Below are 20,259 nucleotides of genomic sequence, written 5' to 3' on the forward strand. Positions count from 1 at the left end.
GTATCCCGCACGGGGTCGGATCCTTTCCGCAGCGCGGAAGGGCTCTGACCCCATCGCCGAAGGGTTGAAACCCCTGCCGCCCGTCCCAAGCTACAATGGGTGTTGCCATCGACAGGGCGCCAGGCGCCCTGTTTCGTTTGCGGCGGACGGATCCCCAGGGGGACGACCGGGCCGCTGTGTCCATCCAACCCGGTTCCTTCAATGATCAACAGCCTGCTTACCCGCGTATTTGGCAGTCGTAACGAACGACAGCTGCGCCAGCTCAACCGCATCGTCGCCAAGATCAATGCGCTGGAGCCGGAGATCGAGAAGCTTTCCGACGAGCAGCTGCAGGCCAAGACGCCGGAGTTCAAGCAGCGCATCGCCGGCGGTGAAGCCCTGGACAAGGTGCTGCCCGAAGCCTTCGCGGTCTGCCGCGAAGCCGGACGCCGCGTGCTGGGCATGCGCCACTACGACGTGCAGCTGATCGGCGGCATGGTGCTTCACCTGGGCAAGATCGCAGAAATGCGCACCGGTGAAGGCAAGACCCTGGTGGCGACCCTGCCGGTGTACCTGAACGCGCTGGAAGGCAAGGGCGTGCACGTGGTCACGGTGAACGACTACCTGGCCCGCCGCGACGCCGCGCAGATGGGCAAGCTGTACAACTGGCTGGGCCTGAGCGTGGGCGTGGTGTACCCGGGCATGCCGCACAGCGACAAGCGCGAAGCCTACGCCGCCGACATCACCTACGGCACCAACAACGAATTCGGTTTCGACTACCTGCGCGACAACATGGCGCTGTCCAAGGCCGACCGCTACCAGCGCGGCCTGCACTACGCCATCGTCGACGAAGTCGACTCCATCCTGATCGACGAAGCGCGTACCCCGCTGATCATCTCCGGCCCGGCCGACGATTCCCCGGAGCTGTACATCCGGGTGAACCGCATCGTGCCGAACCTGGTGAAGCAGGAAGCCGAAGACGGCGAAGGCGACTTCTGGGTCGACGAAAAGGGCAAGCAGGTGCACCTGTCCGAAGCGGGCATGGAGCACGCCGAACAGCTGCTGGTCGACGCCGGTATCCTCGACGGCCAGACCGAAGGCCTGTACGCGGCGCAGAACCTGACCGTGGTCCACCACCTGAACGCCGCACTGCGCGCGCACGCCATCTACCAGCGTGACGTGGACTACATCGTGCGCGACGGCGAAGTGGTCATCGTCGATGAGTTCACTGGTCGTACCCTGTCCGGCCGCCGCTGGTCCGACGGCCTGCACCAGGCCGTGGAAGCAAAGGAAGGCGTGCCGGTACAGCGCGAGAACCAGACGCTGGCCAGCATCACCTTCCAGAACCTGTTCCGCATGTACAAGAAGCTGTCCGGCATGACCGGTACGGCCGATACCGAAGCATTCGAATTCCAGAGCATATACGGCCTGGAAGTGGTGGTCATTCCGACCAACCGCCCGACCATCCGCAAGGACAGCCCGGACCAGGTGTTTCTGAACCGCAAGGGCAAGTTCAATGCGGTGCTGGCCGACATCGAAGAGTGCGCCAAGCGCGGCCAGCCGGTGCTGGTGGGTACCACCTCGATCGAAACCTCGGAAATGCTGTCCGAGCACCTGCGCAAGGCCGGTGTGAAGCACGAAGTGCTCAACGCCAAGCAGCATGACCGCGAAGCGACCATCGTTGCCAACGCCGGTCGCCCGGCCGCCGTGACCATCGCCACCAACATGGCCGGCCGTGGTACCGACATCGTGCTGGGCGGTTCGCTGGAAGCGGAAATCCACGAGCTGGGCGAAGACGCGACCGACGAGCAGAAGGCCGCGATCAAGGCCGAATGGCAGAAGCGCCACGATGCAGTGAAGGCCGCTGGCGGCCTGCACATCGTCGGTACCGAACGCCATGAATCGCGCCGTATCGACAACCAGCTGCGTGGTCGTTCCGGCCGCCAGGGTGACCCGGGTTCGTCCCGCTTCTACCTGTCGCTGGAAGACAACCTGATGCGCATCTTCGCCTCTGACTGGGTGCAGAAGGCCATGCGCATGATGGGCATGAAGGAAGACGACGTCATCGAGGACCGCCTGGTCAGCCGCCAGATCGAGAAGGCGCAGCGCAAGGTGGAAGCGCACAACTTCGACATCCGCAAGAACCTGCTGGACTTCGACGACGTCAACAACGACCAGCGCAAGGTGATCTATTCCCAGCGCGATGAACTGCTGGACGCCGAATCGGTCAAGGACAACGTCGATGGCATCCGCGACGATGTGATCTTCGACGTGGTGGCGCGCTTCGTGCCGCCGAACTCGATCGACGAACAGTGGGACCTGCGCGGCCTGGAAGCCACCCTGGAATCGGATTTCGGCCTGCAGATGTCGTTGGTCGACATGGTCAAGTCGCACGAAGAACTGGACGCCGAAGCCATTGCCGCCAAGGTGCTGGAGCGCGTGAACCAGCACTTCGCCGAGAAGGAAGCCGGCGTGGGCGAAGAGACCATGCGTGCGCTGGAAAAGCACGTGATGCTGACCGTGCTGGACCAGAGCTGGAAGGAACACCTGGCCCGCATGGACTACCTGCGCCAAGGCATCTACCTGCGCGGCTACGCACAGAAGCAGCCCAAGCAGGAATACAAGAAGGAAGCCTTCGAGCTGTTCTCGGACATGCTGGAAAACGTGAAGCGCGAAGTGGTGACCCTGCTGGCCCGCGTGCGTATCCGCAGCGACGAGGAAGTGCAGGCACTGGAAGCGGCAGAACGCCAGCAGGCGCAGGCGCGCCTGAGCCAGTCGCAGTTCCAGCACCAGGATGCCGGCGGCTACAGCGCCGACGAAGAAGCCGCCCAGGTGCAGGCCGCCCAGCAGGGCGTGGCGCAGCGCCAGCGCGACGAACCGAAGGTCGGCCGCAACGATCCGTGCCCGTGCGGCAGCGGCAAGAAGTTCAAGCACTGCCACGGTCAGCTGAGCTGAGCTGAGTAAACCGAGCTGAGTCGCAAAAGCCCCGCAAATGCGGGGCTTTTTTTGTTCTGGCAGATGCGTCTTGTGAACCATTTCCCATAACGAGAGTTTTCAGATTTATCTGACCCATGTGTCGGGGCAACCCCCACACCAAAGTCAGACCCGCGCCATGGGCAGGTCCCGTTCGCGCCCGTATGTTGCACGGGCTCTGCGGTGGGACTGCAGAACCTGCCCGCGGAGCTGCGTCGATGTCGCCCCCGCGACACCGCGCATCCCTGATCGACAAACACATGGAGCTTCATGAACAGGATCTATCGCCAGGTGTTCAACCACACCACCGGCCAGATGCAGGTTGCATCTGAACTCACCACGTCACATTCGCCGGGCCGCGCCAGCGTCGGCCACGTCCACCGTTCGTCGTCGCTGCGCAGCGCGCTGCTGCTGGCGCTGGGCCTGGCCGCGCTGCCCGCGCAGTCGGCGCTGGCCGCCGTGCACGATTTCACCGACAACGAGACCGTGTCCGACAGCGCCACCTACGCCGATGGCTTCCGCATCGGTGTGAATTCGCCGATCACCATCGACCTGGTGTCAGGCGCGGTGCTGACCGCCAATGGCCCGGTTTCGCTGGGTACGGCGATTGGCGGCGTCGGCACCCTGAACGTGACCGGGCTCGGCAGCAGCGTCGTGCTGACCAACACGTTCGACGACATGCGCGTGGGTGATGCGGGCCAGGGCGTGCTGAACCTGACCGGCGGCGGCACCGTTACCGTGGCCCGCAACGTGGTGCTGGGCAATGTGTCCGGCGGCGAGGGTGCAGCGCTGGTCAGCGGCGTGGGTTCCAAGCTCACCGCACGCCAGATCGATATCGGCAAGGCCGGTAGCGGCAGTCTGGTGATCAGCGACGGCGGCGTGGTCGACACCACCGCGGTCAACAGTTCCACCCTGCTGCAGGGCATGCGCATCGGCGCGGACGAAGGCAGCACCGGTTCGGTCACCGTCGACACCGGTGGTGTACTGAACATCGCCAACAACCACCTGATCGTCGGCCAGCGCGGCCAGGGCGAGCTGAACGTTGCCAGCGGCGGCACGGTCAACGTTGGCCAGACCCTGGCTGTGGGCGCCGCCAGCGGCGCCACCGGCACGGTCAACGTGACCGACGGCGCCCTGGTGGCCCAGGGCATCCTGCTCGGCCAGAGTGCCGGCTCGAGCGGTACGATGCGCGTGTCTGGCGCCGGCACCGTGCTGACCGACACCTTCGAACTGGCCGATCGCGGCAATGCGCTGCTGCGCGTGGAAAACGGTGGCGTGCTGCGTGCCACCACCTCGCTGATCGCCGAAACGCCGGACGGTTCGTCGGGTGACCGGGGCCAGGTCGGCCGCATTGAAGTCAGCGGTGCCGGTTCGGCCATCGAATCGGCGCGCGTGGATGCCACGGCCAGCCTGTTGATCGACAACGGCGGCGCGATCCGTTCGAACGTGGCCAACATCAAGAACTCGTTCGGTGCCGGTACCGGCGCCAGCCGTGCCAAGGCCACCCTGACCGGTGCCGACAGCCAGTGGATCAACACCGGTGTGATGGAAGTCACCACCGACCTGCAGGTGCTCGACGGCGCCCGCATCAGCACCGACACCCTCAGTGTGTCCGGTGGCTCGGACTTCCCGAAGGGCACCGCCGCGCTCTACCCCGAACAGGTCCTGGTCAGCGGCGAGGGCTCGTCCATCACCGCTGCCAACGGCATCTCCGTTGGCCGCACCACCTTCGATCCGCTCGGCGTGCTGGTGGTGAACAACGGCGCCAAGCTCAGCGCCGGCACCGGCTATACCCTGGACAACAGCGGCTACCTGGTCATCGGTGGCGGCCTGCAGGACTGGACCGCTGCCGACGGCCCGACCTGGGCAGCGGCCGAAGCGGCCGGTGAACTGGACGGTTCGCTGATCACCATGAACAACGGCCAGGGCGGCCTGCTGTTCAACCACACCGGTGATATCACCCTGTCCAACACCATCGCCAGCTCGTCTGGGTCGATGACCTACGGTGGCCTGCACCAGCTGGCCGGCAGCACCACGCTGGACGGTGACCTGACCGCCTTCGGCGGCGACATCAACGTCAGCGGCGGCACCCTGGTCATCAACTCCGATACCTATACCGGCCAGGGCTACACGGGCAGCAGCCAGGCGGTCACGCAGGACATCACCGTGACCGGCGGCACCCTGGTGCTGAACGGCGCGTCTGGGTTCCAGCAGGAAATCAACTACGGCTCGGGCCTGGGCAGCGCGATCATCCGCAGCTCGACCGCCAATATCCGCGACGGCGGCGTGCTGGCCGGCAACGCTACCGTGGGCCAGACCTTCGTGCGCAACGGCGCAGTGCTGTCGCCGGGCCAGAACGGTGTGGGCGCCATCACCATCGATGGTGACCTGTACTTCAACAACATGGCCGTCACCCCGGAGCAGGTCGCCGGCAAGGCGTTCTACGACGTGGACGTGCTGGGCAACGGCCAGGCCGACCTGCTGACGGTGGCCGGCAAGGCCTACCTGGGCAAGGTCAACTATGCCGGTCAACACGGTGCCACCGGCGTGCGTATCACCGCGCTGGACCCGGCCACCAGCTACCAGAATGGCCAGAGCTACACGATCCTGAGTGCGGCCGGCGGCATTGAAGGCCAGTTCGATGACGTGATCTCGCGTTCGGCCTTCCTCGACCCCAGCCTGGTGCAGACCGGCAACGACGTGCGTCTGCTGATCGCGGTGAAGAGTGACGAGACGGGCCCGGGTCCGGGCCCTGGCCCCGATCCGGGTCCGGGTCCGAACCCGAATCCGGGCACGCCGGGTACCCCGGGCGAGGGCGGTGGCGTGACCCCGCCGGCCGTGTTCGGTGCCGTTGCCGCCACCGGCAACCACCTGGCCATTGCCGGCGCGCTGGATACCCTGCAGCAGTCCGGGCAGGCGCTGGCGCTGTACAACCAGCTGCTGATGCTGGACGCCGACGAAGCGCGGCTGGCTTTCGATCACCTGTCCGGCGAGATCCACGCCAGCAACCGTGCACTGCTGCTGGACGATCGCTTCCTGCGTGAAGGCATCTCCCAGCGCCTGCGCACCGACCCGACGATCAAGGCGCAGGGCGGTGGCTTCTGGCTGTCCGGCGGTGGCGCCGCCAATCGCCAGGACGGCGACCACGGCAGCGCCCGCAGCCGCCAGCACCGCGAAGGCCTGATGGCCGGCCTGGACTGGACCTTCGGTGAAGCCTGGACCGTGGGCCTGGCTGCCGGTGCCGAAACGCTGCGCCAGCAGGTGGACGCGCGCAGCAGCAAGGCCGATGTCGATGCCGTGCACGGTGGCCTGTACGCCTCCTACCGCATGGGCGAAGCCTGGTTCACCGCCGGTGCCAGCTATGCCGACTACGACCTGGATACCGATCGCACGTCCATCGTGGGTGGCATGCAGCAGCGCCTGCGCGCCGGCTACAGCGCCGATGCCGTGTCCGGCTTCGCCGAAGGCGGCTGGGACATGGACCTGGACCGCCTGGTACTGACCCCGTACGTGGCCGTGGCCTACACCCGCCTGTCCACCGATGCCGCGCAGGAAACCGGCGGCAGCACCGCGCTGGTGATCGATGCCAGCAAGGACGAGGTGTGGACCGCGACCGCCGGCCTGCGTGCCAGTTGGGACATCAGCGCTGGCCAGGACGACGGCGCCCGCCTGGTGGCCGGCCTGGCCTGGCAGAACGCGGCCGGCGATGTGCGCAGCAGCTCGCGCCAGCGCTTTGCGGTGGGCAGCAGCACCTTCAGCATCGATGGCGTGCCGCTGGCCCGCAACGTCGGCATCGCCGAGCTGGGCGTGTCGGTGAACATCGGCGACAACAGCCGTCTGTCGCTGGGCGCACAGGGCCGCGCCGGTGGCGGCCAGCACGAGCTGGGCGCGCAGATGACCTGGAACGTGCAGTTCTGATCACGCGTACTGCGTGGATGTAGACCGGGGGCCCCGCAAGGGGCCCCTTTTTTTTGGTTCTTCAGCCAACTCCGGAGCGCGCTTCTTGTGAGCGTCTGCTCACAACGAAATTTTTCAGACTTGCCCGACTCACGTGGCGGGGCAACCCTCACAGGAAAGTCGGACCCCTGCCATGTGCATGCATCGACGTCGCCCGTAAGTTGCTGGAGCCCCGCGGCGGGGCTGCAGAACCTGCCGGCGGAGCTGCGCCGATGTCGCCCCCGCGGCATCGCGTATCCCTGATCCACATCCACATGGAGCTTCATGAACAGGATCTATCGCCTGGTGTTCAACCGCACCACCGGCCAGATGCAGGTCGCATCTGAACTTGCCGTTTCGCATGCGCCCGGTCGCGCCAGCGTCGGCCACACCCACCGCCCCGCATCGCTGCGCACTGCGCTGCTGCTGGCACTCGGCCTGGCCGTGCTGCCCGCGCAGTCGGCACTGGCGGCCGCGTACGAGTTCACCGCCGACGACACGGTGAGTGATCCGCGCAGCTACGTCGACGGCTTCCGCGTCGGCCCAGACGGCACCGTGGTGGTCAACGTAGTCGATGGCGGCAGCCTGGCGACCAACGGATTTGCTTCTCTGGGCACGCTGGCCGGTGGCGTCGGCACGTTGAACGTGTCCGGTACCGGCCGCGTCAGCCTGACCAGCGTGTTTGACGACATGCGCGTAGGCGATGCCGGCAGGGGGGCGCTGAACGTCAGCAACGGCGGCACCGTCGCGGTGAGGCGCAACGTGCTGCTGGGCACCCTGGCCGGCAGCCACGGTGCGGTGCGGGTCGACGGTGCAGGTTCAACGTTCACCGCACGCCAGTTCGAGGTCGGCAACTTCGGCAGCGGTGAACTGGTGATCAGCAACGGCGGCGTGGTGGAAACCATCACCGCGCCTGTTCGGCTGTGGTACGGCATGCGCATCGGCGCGTCATCAGGCAGCACCGGTTCGGTCACGGTCGACACCGGTGGCGTACTGAACATCACCGACAACCATCTGTTCGTTGGCCAGCGCGGCAACGGCGAGCTGAACATTGCCAGCGGTGGCACGGTCAACGTTGGCCAGACCCTGGCGGTGGGCATAGACGACGGTGTCACTGGCACGGTCAGGGTGACCGATGGCGGCGTCCTGGTGGCCAAGGAAATCGTGCTCGCCCAGAATACCGACACGACCGGTACCCTGCTGGTGTCCACGGCCAGCAGCGTGCAGGCCGATACGGTCGAACTGGCGCACTACGGCCACGCGCTGCTGCGGGTGGAGAACGGTGGCGTGCTGCATGCGACCACCTCGCTGATCGCCGAAGGGCCGAACCTGCTCTTCGGCGACGAGGGGCAGGTTGGGCGCATTGAAGTGAGTGGCGCGGGTTCGGCCATTGAGTCGGCGCGCGTGGAGGCCACGGCCAGTCTGCGGGTCGACAACGGCGGCGCGATCCGTTCGGACGTGGCCAAACTCCAGAATTCGTACGGTGCCAGTGCCGACGGCAGCCGGACCAAGGCCACCCTGACCGGCGCCGGCAGCCAGTGGGTCAACAGCGGCGCCATGCAGGTCACCACCGACCTGCAGGTGCTCGATGGCGCCCAGATCACCACCGATACGCTCACCGTGACCGGTGGCGCGCAATGGCCCAAGCACGACATCGAGCCGTACCCCGAACAGGTCCTGGTCAGTGGTGCCGGTTCGTCCATCAGCGCTGCCAGCGGAATCACGATCGGCAGGGGCACGTTCGATCCGCTCGGCGTGCTGGTGGTGAACAACGGTGCCACGCTCAGTGCCGGCACCGGCTATACGCTGGACCACAACGGCTACCTGGTCATCGGTGGCGGCCTGCAGGACTGGACCAGGGCGGGCGGCCCGGTGTGGGCAGCGGCCGAAGCGGCCGGTGAACTGGACGGTTCGCCGATCACCATGAACAACGGCCAGGGCGGCCTGCTGTTCAACCACACCGGTGACATCACCCTGTCCAACACCATCGCTAGCTCCTCTGCGTCGATGACCTACGGTGGCCTGCACCAGCTGGCCGGCAGCACCACGCTGGACGGTGACCTGACCGCCTTTGGCGGCGACATCAACGTCAGCGGCGGCACTCTGGTCATCAATTCCGATACCTATACCGGCCAGGGCTACACCGGCAGCAGCCAGGCGCTGCCGCAGGGCATCACCGTGACCGGCGGCACCCTGGTGCTGAACGGTGCGTCGGGCTTCCAGCAGGAGATCAGCTACGGCGCGGGCTTCGGCAGCGCGATCATCCGCAGCTCGACCGCCATCGTCCTCGACGGCGGCGTGCTGGCCGGCAACGCCACCGTGGGCCAGACCGTCGTGCGCAACGGCGCGGTGCTGTCTCCGGGCCACAACGGTGTGGGCACCATCACCATCGATGGTGACCTGTACTTCAACAACATGGCTGCCACCGCCGAGGAGGTCGCCGACAAGGCGTTCTACGACGTGGACGTGCTGGGCAACGGCCAGGCCGACCTGCTGACGGTGACCGGCAAGGCCTACCTGGGCCACGTCGCTCATTCCGGTGAACATGGTGCCACCGGCGTGCGCATCACCGCGCTGGACCCGGCCACCAGCTACCAGAAGGGCCAGAGCTATACGATCCTGAGTGCGGCCGGCGGCATTGAAGGCCAGTTCGATGACGTGATCTCGCGTTCGGCCTTCCTCGACCCCAACCTGGTGCAGACCCGCAACGACGTGCGTCTGTTGATCGGAGTCAAGAGTGACGGGCAGGGCCCGGACCCCGGTTCGGAGGATGGCGGCGTGACCCCGCCGGCCGTATTCGGCGCCGTGGCCACCACTGGCAACCACCAGGCCATTGCCGGCGCGCTGGATACCCTGCAGCAGTCCGGGCAGGCGCTGGCGCTGTACAACCAGCTGCTGATGCTCGACGCCGACGAAGCGCGGCTGGCCTTCGATCACCTGTCCGGCGAGATCCACGCCAGCAACCGTGCACTGCTGCTGGACGATCGCTTCCTGCGTGAAGGCATCTCCCAGCGCCTGCGCACCGACCCGACGATCAAGGCGCAGGGCGGTGGCTTCTGGCTGTCCGGCGGTGGCGCCGCCAATCGCCAGGACGGCGACCACGGCAGCGCCCGCAGCCGCCAGCACCGCGAAGGCCTGATGGCCGGCCTGGACTGGACCTTCGGTGAAGCCTGGACCGTGGGTCTGGCTGCCGGTGCCGAAACGCTGCGCCAGCAGGTGGACGCGCGCAGCAGCAAGGCCGATGTCGATGCCGTGCACGGTGGCCTGTACGCCTCCTACCGCATGGGCGAAGCCTGGTTCACCGCCGGCGCCAGCTATGCCGACTACGACGTGGATACCGATCGCACGTCCATCGTGGGTGGCATGCAGCAGCGCCTGCGTGCCGGCTACAGCGCCGATGCCGTGTCCGGCTTCGCCGAAGGTGGCTGGGACATGGACCTGGACCGCCTGGTACTGACCCCGTACGTGGCCGTGGCCTATACCCGCCTGTCCACCGATGCGGCGCAGGAAACCGGCGGCAGCACCGCGCTGGTGATCGATGCCAGCAAGGACGAGGTGTGGACCGCGACCGCCGGCCTGCGTGCCAGTTGGGACATCAGCGCTGGCCAGGACGACGGCGCCCGCCTGGTGGCCGGCCTGGCCTGGCAGAACGCGGCCGGCGATGTGCGCAGCAGCTCGCGCCAGCGCTTTGCGGTGGGCAGCAGCACCTTCAGCATCGATGGCGTGCCGCTGGCCCGCAACGTCGGCATCGCCGAGCTGGGCGTGGCGGTGAACACCGGCGCACACAGCCGTCTGTCGCTGGGCGCGCAGGGCCGTCTGGGCAGCGGTCAGCGTGAGCTGGGCGCACGGATGACCTGGAACGTGCAGTTCTGATCACGCGTACTGCGTGGATGTAGTCCGGGGGCCCCGCACGGGGCCCCCCTTTCAGGGTTGCGCTGGGCGCCGCCGATTGGGCATGCTCTGGCCATGCCTCCCCCGAAACGATCGATTCATGTGGTGGCCGCAGTCATCACCGACGCCCGCGGCCGCGTGCTGCTGAACCGCCGCACCGAGAACCGCGACATGGCCGGGCTGTGGGAATTCCCCGGCGGCAAGCGCGAACCGGGTGAAACCTCCGACCAGGCGCTGGTGCGCGAACTGCGCGAAGAACTGGGCATCGAGGCCGACATCGGCGACTGGCTGATGGATGTGCCGCAGCATTACCCCGACAAGCACCTGACCCTGGAAGTGCGCCATGTGCGCAGCTGGAGGGGCAGCCCGCGCGGGCGCGAAGGCCAGGCCATCACCTGGGTAGCCCAGGACAAGCTGGGCCGCTATTCGATGCCGCCGGCAGATCTGCCAGTGGTTGCTGCGCTGCGCCAGCCCGACCAGTACCTGATCACCCCGGCGCCGGCTGACGATGACGCGCTGGCAGAGCAGTGGCAGCAGCGGCTGCAGCAGGCGGTTGCCGCCGGCCACCAGCGCATCCAGTTGCGCCTGCCACCGCAGCACCCGCAGCGCCGACTGCTGATCGAAAGCGCCATCGGCTTCCTCCGTCGCGGTGGACCGCAGTGGCTGGTCAACCGCGATATCGAACTGGCCGCGGCGCTGGGAGTCGGGGTGCATCTGGGCAGTGAGCAGGTGCTGGCGCTGGCCGAGCGGCCCTTGCCGGCCGACCAGCTGGTGGCCGCCTCGTGCCACGACCTGGCCCAGCTGCAGGCTGCGCAGCGGCTGGGCTGTGACTTCGCAGTGCTGGGACCGGTGCAGGCCACTGCCAGCCATCCCGGTGCCACGCCGCTGGGCTGGGAAGGATTCGCTGCGCTGCGTGCGCAGGTGTCGTTGCCGATCTACGCGTTGGGCGGGATGGAACCGCACCACGTGGCCGACGCCCGCCGCCACGGTGCACAGGGCATCGCCGCGATCCGCGGCCTGTGGCCCACCTGAGGGGGCGCCTGAGGGGTCGGATCCGCGCTGCGCGCGGCTCTGCCCCCAAAGGTTGCCAGAGGTTGAGGCAGGGTCAGAGCCGCGCTGCGCGCGGATCCGACCCCACCCGTGGATGCGATCTCAAAGGGTGATCCAGAAACACCCGTACTGCCGCCGCAACCCCACCACCGTGGCCGCGCGCGTAGCGCTGCCAGGCAGCGTCTGCTCCAGCCGCAGCCCCACCGGGTGCCGGCGCACAGGCGTCTCTGCGCTCTCAGGGTCGGATCCCTGCACCGCAGGGCTCTGACCCTCATCCACCACCTGCTGCGGGTACACCGGCACCACATCCACAAGCGGGCGCCGCACGACGGATTCCAGCTGCCCCAGGATGCGCTGCGCTGCTGCATCGGATACCGCACCCCACAGATACAGCGACGACAGCCGATTCACATCACCGGTCGCCACGGCGGTCTGCACCGCCTGCACCAGCTCGCTCAGCCGGCGCGGGCACTGCGCACCCAGTGTGTCGCGCTGCGCGGTGGCACCGGCGGGAGCGGGCGGCGGCTGCCGCGACCGCGCGCCCAGGCTGTCGCAGGGACGATCGGTGTACACGCTCTGACCCTGCGCATCGACGCAGCGGTTCAAGCGCGTGGCCTGCGCGTGGGCCAGCATCGGCAGACTGGCCAGCACGACAGCCAGCACGGCGGGAATTGCGAGATTCATGGCCCCAGCGTAACGCCGATGCCGACAAAGTTGTGCGTAATCAGCCCTGCAGCAGCTTCAGCACCGACACCGTTGGCTTGGCCAGGTTCAGGGTGTAGAAGTGCAGGCCCGGCGCGCCACCGTCCACCAGGCGCTGGCACAGCCCGGCGACCACTTCGGCACCGAACGCCCGCACCGATTCCGCATCGTCGCCGTAGGCCTGCATCTTGCGGCTGATCCAGCGCGGGATTTCGGCGCCGCACTGTTCGGAAAAGCGGCGAAGCTGGCTGAAGTTGGCGATGGGCATGATGCCCGGCACGATCGGCACGGTCACGCCCAGCTTGCGCACGGCATCCACGAAGTGGAAATACGCATCGGCGTTGAAAAAGTACTGGGTGATGGCGGCATCGGCGCCGGCATCGATCTTGGCCTTGAAGTGCCGCAGGTCGGCCAACGCATCCGACGCCTGTGGGTGGGTTTCCGGGTAGGCGCCCACTTCAATGTGGAAGGCATCGCCGTGTTCGGCACGGATGAAGGCGATCAGTTCAGCGGCATAGCGCATGTCGCCGGGGAATCCCATGCCCGAGGGCAGGTCGCCACGCAGCGCGACCAGCCGGCGGCAGCCGATGGCGCGGTACAGCTTCAGCAGTTCGCGGATCTCCTGGCGGGTGCCGCCCACGCAGGACAGGTGCGGTGCCGCGTCGAAGCCATGGTGCTGGTTGAGGTGGCGCACCGTTTCGGAGGTGTAGCTGAGCGTGGAGCCACCGGCGCCGAAGGTGCAGGACACATAGTCGGGCGCGTAGGCCTTCAGCCGGGCGGCGGCACGGTCCAGCTGGCCACGCTGCTCATCGGTCTTGGGCGGGTAGAACTCGAAGCTGATGGCAGTCATGGCACGGGCGATGGCGGCGGGTGCGGTTGAGTATATCGCTCCATCAAGATGGATGCGAAGTTGCAGGGTGTGAAGAACTGGCCCGTCGCGCGCGACCGTTCACCCGGCTGCCGGGCCGTTGCTCCTGAATCGCAACCGCGAATCCCGCTCCGCCGCCACGCTGCTGCCGTGGCAATTTTGCCCGATGAAGGAGCAGTGCAATGAAGAGCCTGTTGGCACGGCTGGTGATGACGGGCGTGGCGATGACGGTGCTGGGGCCCGGGCTGGCGCATGCCGCCACCCCGGCCAGTGGCACCGTCCAGGTCGAGGTCGTCGGCACCGGCCGTCCGCTGCTGATGATTCCCGGCCTGAACAGCAGTGCGCAGGTCTGGCGCGAGACCTGTCTGGCGCTGAAGGACGTGCAGTGCCATCTGCTGCAGCTGCCGGGCTTTGCCGGCGCGGCGCCCGCTGATCCGCTGCCGGACGACTTCCTGTCGGCCATGCGTGATCAGGTGCTGGCCTATGTGCACGACCATAAGCTGCACCGTCCGGCAGTGATCGGCCACAGCCTGGGCGGCGTGCTGACCCTGGCCATGGCCGTGCAGGAACCGGATGCGCTGGGGACGTTGATCATCGTGGACGCGGTGCCGTTCTACGCTGGCATGCAGAACCCGCAGGCCACTGCGCAGAGCGTGCGGGCGCTGGCCGGGCAGATGCGCACGTCCATGCTGGCGGCGGACGCGGCCAGCTACCGGGCACAGGCCGAGGCGGCACTGGCGCCGCTGACCAACGTCGCCGCGCGATTGCCGGAACTGCAGCGCTGGGGCCGCGACAGCGACCGTGCCAGCACGGCGGGTGCGATGTATTCGCTGCTGGTGCATGACCTGCGGCAGGACGTGGCGGGCATCCGTTCGCCCACCCTGGTCCTCGGTGCGTGGGCGTCGTACCAGGCATTCGGTGCCACCGAAGCGTCGGCGCGCACGATCTTCCAGACGCAGTACGCGGCACTGCCAGATGTGCGCATCGAAATGAGTGCCAGCGGCCACCATTTCCTGATGTGGGATGATCCGCAGTGGCTGCAGGCGCAGGTGCAGGCGTTCCTGGACAGCCACCGCTGATGCTTGCTGCCTTGGGTTTCCACCATGCCTGATCCCACCTCCACACTGCGCTTCTGGCTGATCAACGGCATCGGCTGGATGCTGTTCGGCCTGCTCAGTCTGGCCATGAGCGGGGCCTTCGGCGCGGGCGCCAGCAGTGGCGGCACGTTGATCAGCGTGGGCCTGGCCATTGCGCTGTGCGCCGTCAGCGGCGCCGTGCGTGCGCTGGCGGTGGCGCGCCACTGGTGGCAGCTGGAGGTCGGCGCGCTGGCCGTGCGCCTGGCGCTGGCAGTGTTGCTGGGCGCGGCCCTGGCGCAGCTGCTGCTGACGGCCGTGCTGCAGCCGGCACTGGCGCTGGGATGGGTGGATTTCGCCGGCCGGCCGGCCGATTTCCGCCCACTCGCGCGCGTGCTCTACTGGCTCAATACCGTGCTGGTACTGGGCCTGTGGACGGCGGCATGGGCCGGCCTGCACAGCCTGCGCCGTGCGCGCCACGCCGAGCTGGCCCGCCTGCGCGCCGAGGCCGAACGCAGTGCGCTGGAGCGCGACGCGCTGCGTGCGCGGCTCAATCCGCATTTCGTGTTCAATGCACTGAACAACCTGCGGGCGCTGATCCTGGAAGACCCCGACCGCGCGCGCGACATGGTCACCCGGCTGTCGCGCACGTTGCGCCAAGCGTTGGCACACAACCGCAGCGAGCAGGTCACCCTGTCCGAGGAGCTGGCCGTGGTTGATGACTATCTGGCCATTGAAAGCATTCACTTCGAGCAGCGCCTGCAGGTGCAACGCCACATCAATGCCGACGCTCTGCAGGCACAGCTGCCTGCGATGGCGCTGCAGCTGCTGGTGGAAAACGCGATCAAGCACGGCATCGCCCAGCGCCCGGGCGGTGGCGAGGTGCGGATTCATGCCGCGCTGGACCATGACGTGCTGCGCCTGCAGGTGGACAACCCACGGCCCAGCGGCAGCGACGATATCCATGGTCATGGCATCGGCCTGGCCTATCTGCGCGCGCAGCTTGGCAGCCAGGGGCGCTTCACCCTGCAGCCGGTGGGCCAGGGTATGCAGGCCGTGCTGGAGATTCCGCAATGAGTGGCATGCTGCGTGTATTGATTGTCGATGATGCGCGGTTGGCGCGGCAGGAACTGCGCACGCTGTTGTCGGCCTGGCCGTGGGTGCAGTGCGTGGGCGAGGCCGATGACGTGCCGGCGGCACGCGAGGCGATCGCCACGCTGGCACCGGACCTGGTGCTGCTGGATGTGCAGATGCCCTCCGGCAGCGGCTTCGACGTGCTCGACGGGCTGGAGCGCGTGCCGGCAGTGGTGTTCGTCACCGCATACGACACCTACGCGGTGCGCGCCTTCCAGGCCAACGCGCTGGATTACCTGGTCAAGCCGGTCGAGGCGCCGCGACTGCTGGAAGCATTGCAGCGGGCACGCCAGCGCGAGGACATGCAGGCCGAATTGCCGGCGGCGCGTGGCACGCTGGGTGCGCATGACCAGGTGTTCGTGCGCGACGGCGAGCGTTGCTGGTTCGTGGCGGTCAGCGAGATCCGCCGCCTTGTTGTGGATGGCAACTACACCCGCCTGTGGTTCCGCGGCGAGAACGCTCTGCTCAGTCGCAGCCTGAGTGCGCTGGAAGCACGGCTGCCACCCGACATGTTCTTCCGTGCCAACCGCAACACGCTGGTGAACCTGCGCCGCATCCGCGCGGTGACACCCAGCGTGGGTGATGGTTACGACCTGGCACTGGATGATGGCAGCGAAGTGGAAGTATCACGGCGGCAGGCGCGGGAACTGCGGGAGCGGATGGCGCTGTAAGCGGAAGCTCCGACACGCACTCATAACTCTGCACTGACTGGACTGGTGAGGAAGCCCCAGAGCAGCCTCGCCATCACCGCCGGAGAACGTGCCTGCGTGCGCGCATGGTCCAGCAGCGCATCCAGGCGCGGGCGGTCGTAAAGATGGCCTGCGAGCAGCACCGCATGGATGCGGCGGGTATTGCGGATGTCCTGCAGGGGATTGCCGTCGAGCAGCACCAGGTCGGCGGCTTTGCCTACCGCCACACTGCCGTGCACGGACTGAAGTTCCAAGTGACGCGCGGCCTGCAGTGTGGCCGCGCGCAACACATCGGCCTGGCCCAGGCCGGCCTGCTGCAGCCATTGCAGTTCATCGTGGTAGCGGAATCCTCCCAGGCCAGTGTCGGTGCCGACCAGTACCTGCACGCCAGCGCGATGGGCGGCGCCGGTCAACGCAAGGCCATGGCGGAAGTAGGCCTGCAGTGCGGCATCGCCACGGCGGCCGGGATAACGTGCGGCAGTAGCCTGAAGATCATCGCGCCAGGCCCAGCGCGACAATGGATCCAGATAGGCCAGACGAGGGTCGTTGATGAAGGCCGGATCACGGGCGCGCGCATCTTCCTCGCGGGTGACATGGGTGGGCACGAACACGGCACCACTGGCGTGTATCAGCGCGAACGCTTCCTCGCAGACTGCGGACTGGTGACCTGCGACCATCTGCTCGGCCAGCGCCGTTGGATCCTCACCATCGAGCTTGCCTTCGCGCCATTGCGTGGCATTGGCGAAGCAGTGGCGGGCAAATACATGCGCATGTTCGAAGCTTCGCTGGCCGGCCTGCAGCGCATCCTGCAACTGGACCGCCTTGGGCAGGTGGCCGACCAGCGGACGCTGCAGGCGCTGTGCCTCGACAGCCAGCTGTTGGTAGGTATCCGCGCGCAACCGGTTATAGACCTTCAGTGCATCGATGCCGCGGGCATCGTATTCGCGTGCGCGGCGCACCGCTTCATCGGCCCGCATCGCGGGGTCTTCGAAGTAGAAGCTGGCCACCTGCACGAAGCGGGGCGCGACCTGCTGCCCTGCAATGGCCTGGGCGGTCCAGCGGCGCTTGTCGGCCACGCAGGCGATCAATGGATCAGTGCGCTGCGGGCAATCCATCATGTCGCGTGTGCCGGTGATGCCGTTGGCCACCATCAGTGGGAATTGAAGCTGGGGCGACAACTGCAAGGCGTGGGTATGCATGTCCCAGAATCCCGGCGACAACCAACGGCCGCCGGCATCAAGCACCGGTAGCGCGGGATCCGTGGTCGCATCGCCAATGGCAGCGATGCGGCCTTCGCGTACCGTCACCGTGGTGGGCTCGCTGGCCTGTCCGTTCACCACGTCCAGCACCCGCACATTCACGATCACACGGCTGTTGCCGGCTTCAGGCTTCGGCGGCGCCTGCAGTGGCCAGAACAATGCGGCGGCGAACAGCAAGGGAGGCGTTGCCAGGCTGGCGGTGAATACCAAGGCCAATCGCTTCCAGCGGCGGCGAGGGGAGGAGGACAATGCGCGTGCTGCTTCCATGAGCCGGCGATCCTTGCAGGAGGTCACCGGCAGGGTGCGACAATGGCGGCCCTGGCGCCAGTGACCTTCGGTTCGCGGCCCCTCGGCCGGGCCGCGGAGGTTACTCTGTGCTGGACCTTCTGCTGCCACCACACCATGTCCATCGTCCTCACCGAATTCGCCCGTCCCCGCCTGTTCCCGCGCGTGCCGCGTGGCAACACCATCCAGGACGTCAGCGCCGAGCAGTTCCAGGCGCACCTGAACGCGCACGCGCCGTTCAAGGTGCTGGATGGCTATGCGCCGTTCTGCAAACTGTTCGTCTACGAGAACTGGACCAGCACGCGCTGCCTGACCGTGCCGGTCACTGATGCCAACCGGCACCTGCTGCGCAGCGGCTATGAAGCGCGCAACCGCGAGGAGCTGCCGGTACTGGTGCGCTGGTTCGAGGGCGTGGAATCGCCGCGCGCGAACTACCTGGTGGTGATCCTGTACAGCGCCGAGCAGCTGGCGAAGGAAGGCTCGCCGATCGAAGCCGACTGGGGCATCGTCGGCTGCATCTACACCGCCGAACCAGAAGAGGTGCCGATGGCCCCGATCACCATGATGCGCAATGCGCTGGGCGTGGAGGAGGGCGGTTCCGGCGTGCCGCTGGACCGCGAGGCGTACCGGCGTTCGGTGGAATTCTGGGAAAACAACGCCAACTGGCGGCCGTAGGGGGATGCCTGCCGCAAGGTGAACGTGGCAAGGACGGCGGGGGCGCTACCATGTCGTCGGTTGAACGCATGGAGCACAACATGGAACACAACAGGATGGTTCGCACATGGATGCCGATTGCGCTGTGCGTTTTGGCGCTATTGGCAGCCTGTGACGGTTCGGCGGCACGATACGAGGCAGGGGCGGCCTGCGGCGGCTTGTCCGAGGTGACCGCGATTCGCGATGCCGGCGTTGACGCGCTGCGGTCCCAGGCGGAAGCAGGGCGGTGCACCATCCATGCCGACGCCGCTGACGCAGCCGCGCTGGCACGCCAGCAGGCAATGTTGCAGGCGGTGTCGGTCATCGCCTGCGGCGCGCCGGCCATCTCCGTGGGTGAAACATCACCGGTGCGCTTGGCGCTGCAGCTGCCCGCGCGCTGCCCGTTGTCATCCAGCACGCCGTTGATTTCCACAGGCAGGGGCTGGCACAAACGTCAGCCGGTTTCGATACCGTTCTATCCCCCTGCCGCCATTCGCGAGCAGCAGGAGGGGCGCGTCGAGCTGACGCTTCTACTGGATGCGCAGGGCAAGCCGCAGGCGATCATCGTGGCCCGGTCCACGGGTTACCCGCTGTTGGATGAGGCCGCGCTCAAGCATGCCCGTGCATGGCGCTATGAATACGAGGCACCGGGAAAACCCGCTTCCATGAGCCTGGTGCGCGATACGGTTGACTTCAAACTCAACTGATCCGTTCAGGGCTGGGCGGCGGTCTTCCACTCCCACCACGGGTAGTGATACTCGCGATCGATGGCCTGCCAGTGCTGGCCGCAGTGGGTGCAGGCGACGCTGTGGCAGTCGCCCCAGCCATCCTCCGCAGCGCCCAGCGACAGCAGCTGCATCTGCCCGTGTTCGATCAGGCGACGAGGGTCGAAGAACGGATAGCCGGGGTTGAGTGCACACAGGCAGCCGGCGCCCGCCTGCCAGTAACGCAGCCGCTGCAGCGCCGCCTTCAGGTGCGCCTGGTTGCTGACCAGCATGCCGCCCAGCGCAATGCCCGCGCTGCGCTGCTCGATCAACGCCGCATGCGGTGCCAGCGCATCCAGCGACGCGGCATCGAACAGGCGGGCGAGCGTACGCGCGGCGTCGGTGATGCGTTCGCCGTCGCCTGACAACAGGTCCTGCAGCAGCGCCTGCGCCTGGGCATGGTCGAGAGCGGGTGCTGGCGAGGCAGACCAGGGCCAGCGCATCAGCGCGCCCTGCCGATGGCGGCGAAGTGTCCGCCGGTGAGCTGCAGCAGATCGCGCGGTGCCAGTTCCACTTCCAGGCCTCGACGGCCGGCGCTGACGTGCAGCGTGTGCAGCGGTTCCGCACTGGCATCGAGGAAGGTACGCAGGCGCTTCTTCTGCCCCAGCGGGCTGATGCCACCGACCAGATAGCCGGTCGCGCGCTGTGCGGCATCGGCAGTGGCCATTTCGCACTTCTTGCAGCCCGCGGCTTCGGCCAGCGCCTTCAGGTCCAGCTGGCCGGCCACCGGCACGATGGCCACCAGCAGCTCGTGGGTTTCGGTGCTGGCCAGCAGGGTCTTGAACACCTGCGCCGGGTCCAGGCCGAGCTTTTCCACGGCTTCGCTGCCATAGGAGGCGGCGTGGGCATCGTGCACGTAGCTGCGCACGGTGTGGGCGATCTTCTCGCGCTTGAGCAGATTGATGGCGGGGGTCATGCGTGCATCGTAGCGCGCAGGCGCGGGCCTGCCTTGACCGAGGCTAC

At 67.3% G+C, this 20,259-nt stretch carries 14 protein-coding genes; 9 read left to right on the forward strand and 5 right to left on the reverse strand.

Annotated elements, in window-relative coordinates; genetic code table 11:
* Positions 1–201 precede the first annotated feature (201 nt).
* From secA to C1930_RS03500, 4 genes are all read left to right on the forward strand, one after another.
* Positions 202–2,934 carry a preprotein translocase subunit SecA gene (gene secA / locus C1930_RS03485; protein ID WP_108755419.1) on the forward strand — a complete coding sequence of 911 codons (2,733 nt, stop codon included), beginning with the start codon at positions 202–204 and terminating at the stop codon, positions 2,932–2,934.
* Between the two features lie 288 nt (positions 2,935–3,222).
* Positions 3,223–6,870 carry an autotransporter domain-containing protein gene (locus C1930_RS03490; protein ID WP_108771101.1) on the forward strand — a complete coding sequence of 1,216 codons (3,648 nt, stop codon included), beginning with the start codon at positions 3,223–3,225 and terminating at the stop codon, positions 6,868–6,870.
* A 303-nt stretch (positions 6,871–7,173) separates the two neighbouring features.
* Complete coding sequence (locus tag C1930_RS03495) at positions 7,174–10,761, forward strand: autotransporter domain-containing protein (protein ID WP_108771102.1); 3,588 nt, start codon at positions 7,174–7,176, stop codon at positions 10,759–10,761.
* Positions 10,762–10,854: 93 nt separating this feature from the next.
* The gene (locus C1930_RS03500) at positions 10,855–11,811 is read left to right on the forward strand and encodes a Nudix family hydrolase (RefSeq protein ID WP_108755421.1); all 957 of its coding nucleotides are present in this window, start codon (positions 10,855–10,857) and stop codon (positions 11,809–11,811) included.
* Positions 11,812–11,931: 120 nt separating this feature from the next.
* Here C1930_RS03500 and C1930_RS03505 read toward each other — a convergent pair whose 3' ends face one another.
* Positions 11,932–12,513 (reverse strand): DUF4124 domain-containing protein, encoded by a 582-nt coding sequence (locus tag C1930_RS03505; RefSeq protein WP_108771103.1) that lies wholly within the window; start codon positions 12,511–12,513, stop codon positions 11,932–11,934.
* Positions 12,514–12,553: 40 nt separating this feature from the next.
* A complete protein-coding gene (metF, locus tag C1930_RS03510; protein ID WP_108748541.1) occupies positions 12,554–13,381 on the reverse strand; it encodes a methylenetetrahydrofolate reductase [NAD(P)H] in 828 nt (275 codons plus the stop codon).
* Between the two features lie 200 nt (positions 13,382–13,581).
* Here metF and C1930_RS03515 point away from each other — a divergent pair, with 200 nt between their 5' ends.
* Genes C1930_RS03515 through C1930_RS03525 form a run of 3 tightly spaced genes read left to right on the forward strand, consistent with a single transcriptional unit; the run spans position 13,582 to position 16,277 of the window.
* The gene (locus C1930_RS03515) at positions 13,582–14,478 is read left to right on the forward strand and encodes an alpha/beta hydrolase (protein WP_234412731.1); all 897 of its coding nucleotides are present in this window, start codon (positions 13,582–13,584) and stop codon (positions 14,476–14,478) included.
* Between the two features lie 24 nt (positions 14,479–14,502).
* Positions 14,503–15,549, forward strand: coding sequence for a histidine kinase (locus C1930_RS03520; RefSeq protein ID WP_108771104.1), 1,047 nt, complete (start codon positions 14,503–14,505; stop codon positions 15,547–15,549).
* Positions 15,546–16,277 (forward strand): LytTR family DNA-binding domain-containing protein, encoded by a 732-nt coding sequence (locus tag C1930_RS03525; protein ID WP_108755424.1) that lies wholly within the window; start codon positions 15,546–15,548, stop codon positions 16,275–16,277. The genes C1930_RS03520 and C1930_RS03525 overlap by 4 nt, the downstream gene beginning before the upstream one ends.
* Before the next feature lie 20 nt (positions 16,278–16,297).
* Here C1930_RS03525 and C1930_RS03530 read toward each other — a convergent pair whose 3' ends face one another.
* Entirely contained in the window at positions 16,298–17,821 is a 1,524-nt protein-coding gene (locus tag C1930_RS03530) for an amidohydrolase family protein (RefSeq protein ID WP_108771105.1), read from the reverse strand.
* Positions 17,822–17,956: 135 nt separating this feature from the next.
* Here C1930_RS03530 and C1930_RS03535 point away from each other — a divergent pair, with 135 nt between their 5' ends.
* Positions 17,957–18,514: a DUF3228 family protein gene (locus C1930_RS03535; protein WP_108752191.1), complete on the forward strand. Its 558-nt coding sequence runs from the start codon at positions 17,957–17,959 to the stop codon at positions 18,512–18,514.
* 80 nt (positions 18,515–18,594) lie between these two features.
* Complete coding sequence (locus C1930_RS03540) at positions 18,595–19,239, forward strand: energy transducer TonB (RefSeq protein ID WP_159093536.1); 645 nt, start codon at positions 18,595–18,597, stop codon at positions 19,237–19,239.
* Between the two features lie 5 nt (positions 19,240–19,244).
* Here C1930_RS03540 and C1930_RS03545 read toward each other — a convergent pair whose 3' ends face one another.
* Complete coding sequence (locus tag C1930_RS03545; protein WP_108771107.1) at positions 19,245–19,739, reverse strand: hypothetical protein; 495 nt, start codon at positions 19,737–19,739, stop codon at positions 19,245–19,247.
* A complete protein-coding gene (gene ybaK, locus C1930_RS03550; protein ID WP_108755429.1) occupies positions 19,739–20,212 on the reverse strand; it encodes a Cys-tRNA(Pro) deacylase in 474 nt (157 codons plus the stop codon). The genes C1930_RS03545 and ybaK overlap by 1 nt, the downstream gene beginning before the upstream one ends.
* Positions 20,213–20,259 lie beyond the last annotated feature (47 nt).

It is taken from the genome of Stenotrophomonas sp. SAU14A_NAIMI4_8 (genome assembly GCF_003086695.1).
In the GTDB taxonomy this organism is placed as follows: Bacteria; Pseudomonadota; Gammaproteobacteria; order Xanthomonadales; family Xanthomonadaceae; genus Stenotrophomonas.

Excerpts from the sequence above, each read along its gene's own strand:
- secA (WP_108755419.1), top strand. The coding sequence starts at position 202 with ATGATCAACAGCCTGCTTACCCGCGTATTTGGCAGTCGTAACGAACGA.
- C1930_RS03490 (WP_108771101.1), top strand. The coding sequence starts at position 3,223 with ATGAACAGGATCTATCGCCAGGTGTTCAACCACACCACCGGCCAGATG.
- C1930_RS03495 (WP_108771102.1), top strand. The coding sequence starts at position 7,174 with ATGAACAGGATCTATCGCCTGGTGTTCAACCGCACCACCGGCCAGATG.
- C1930_RS03500 (WP_108755421.1), top strand. The coding sequence starts at position 10,855 with ATGCCTCCCCCGAAACGATCGATTCATGTGGTGGCCGCAGTCATCACC.
- C1930_RS03505 (WP_108771103.1), bottom strand. The coding sequence starts at position 12,513 with ATGAATCTCGCAATTCCCGCCGTGCTGGCTGTCGTGCTGGCCAGTCTG.
- metF (WP_108748541.1), bottom strand. The coding sequence starts at position 13,381 with ATGACTGCCATCAGCTTCGAGTTCTACCCGCCCAAGACCGATGAGCAG.
- C1930_RS03515 (WP_234412731.1), top strand. The coding sequence starts at position 13,582 with ATGAAGAGCCTGTTGGCACGGCTGGTGATGACGGGCGTGGCGATGACG.
- C1930_RS03520 (WP_108771104.1), top strand. The coding sequence starts at position 14,503 with ATGCCTGATCCCACCTCCACACTGCGCTTCTGGCTGATCAACGGCATC.
- C1930_RS03525 (WP_108755424.1), top strand. The coding sequence starts at position 15,546 with ATGAGTGGCATGCTGCGTGTATTGATTGTCGATGATGCGCGGTTGGCG.
- C1930_RS03530 (WP_108771105.1), bottom strand. The coding sequence starts at position 17,821 with ATGGAAGCAGCACGCGCATTGTCCTCCTCCCCTCGCCGCCGCTGGAAG.
- C1930_RS03535 (WP_108752191.1), top strand. The coding sequence starts at position 17,957 with ATGTCCATCGTCCTCACCGAATTCGCCCGTCCCCGCCTGTTCCCGCGC.
- C1930_RS03540 (WP_159093536.1), top strand. The coding sequence starts at position 18,595 with ATGGAACACAACAGGATGGTTCGCACATGGATGCCGATTGCGCTGTGC.
- C1930_RS03545 (WP_108771107.1), bottom strand. The coding sequence starts at position 19,739 with ATGCGCTGGCCCTGGTCTGCCTCGCCAGCACCCGCTCTCGACCATGCC.
- ybaK (WP_108755429.1), bottom strand. The coding sequence starts at position 20,212 with ATGACCCCCGCCATCAATCTGCTCAAGCGCGAGAAGATCGCCCACACC.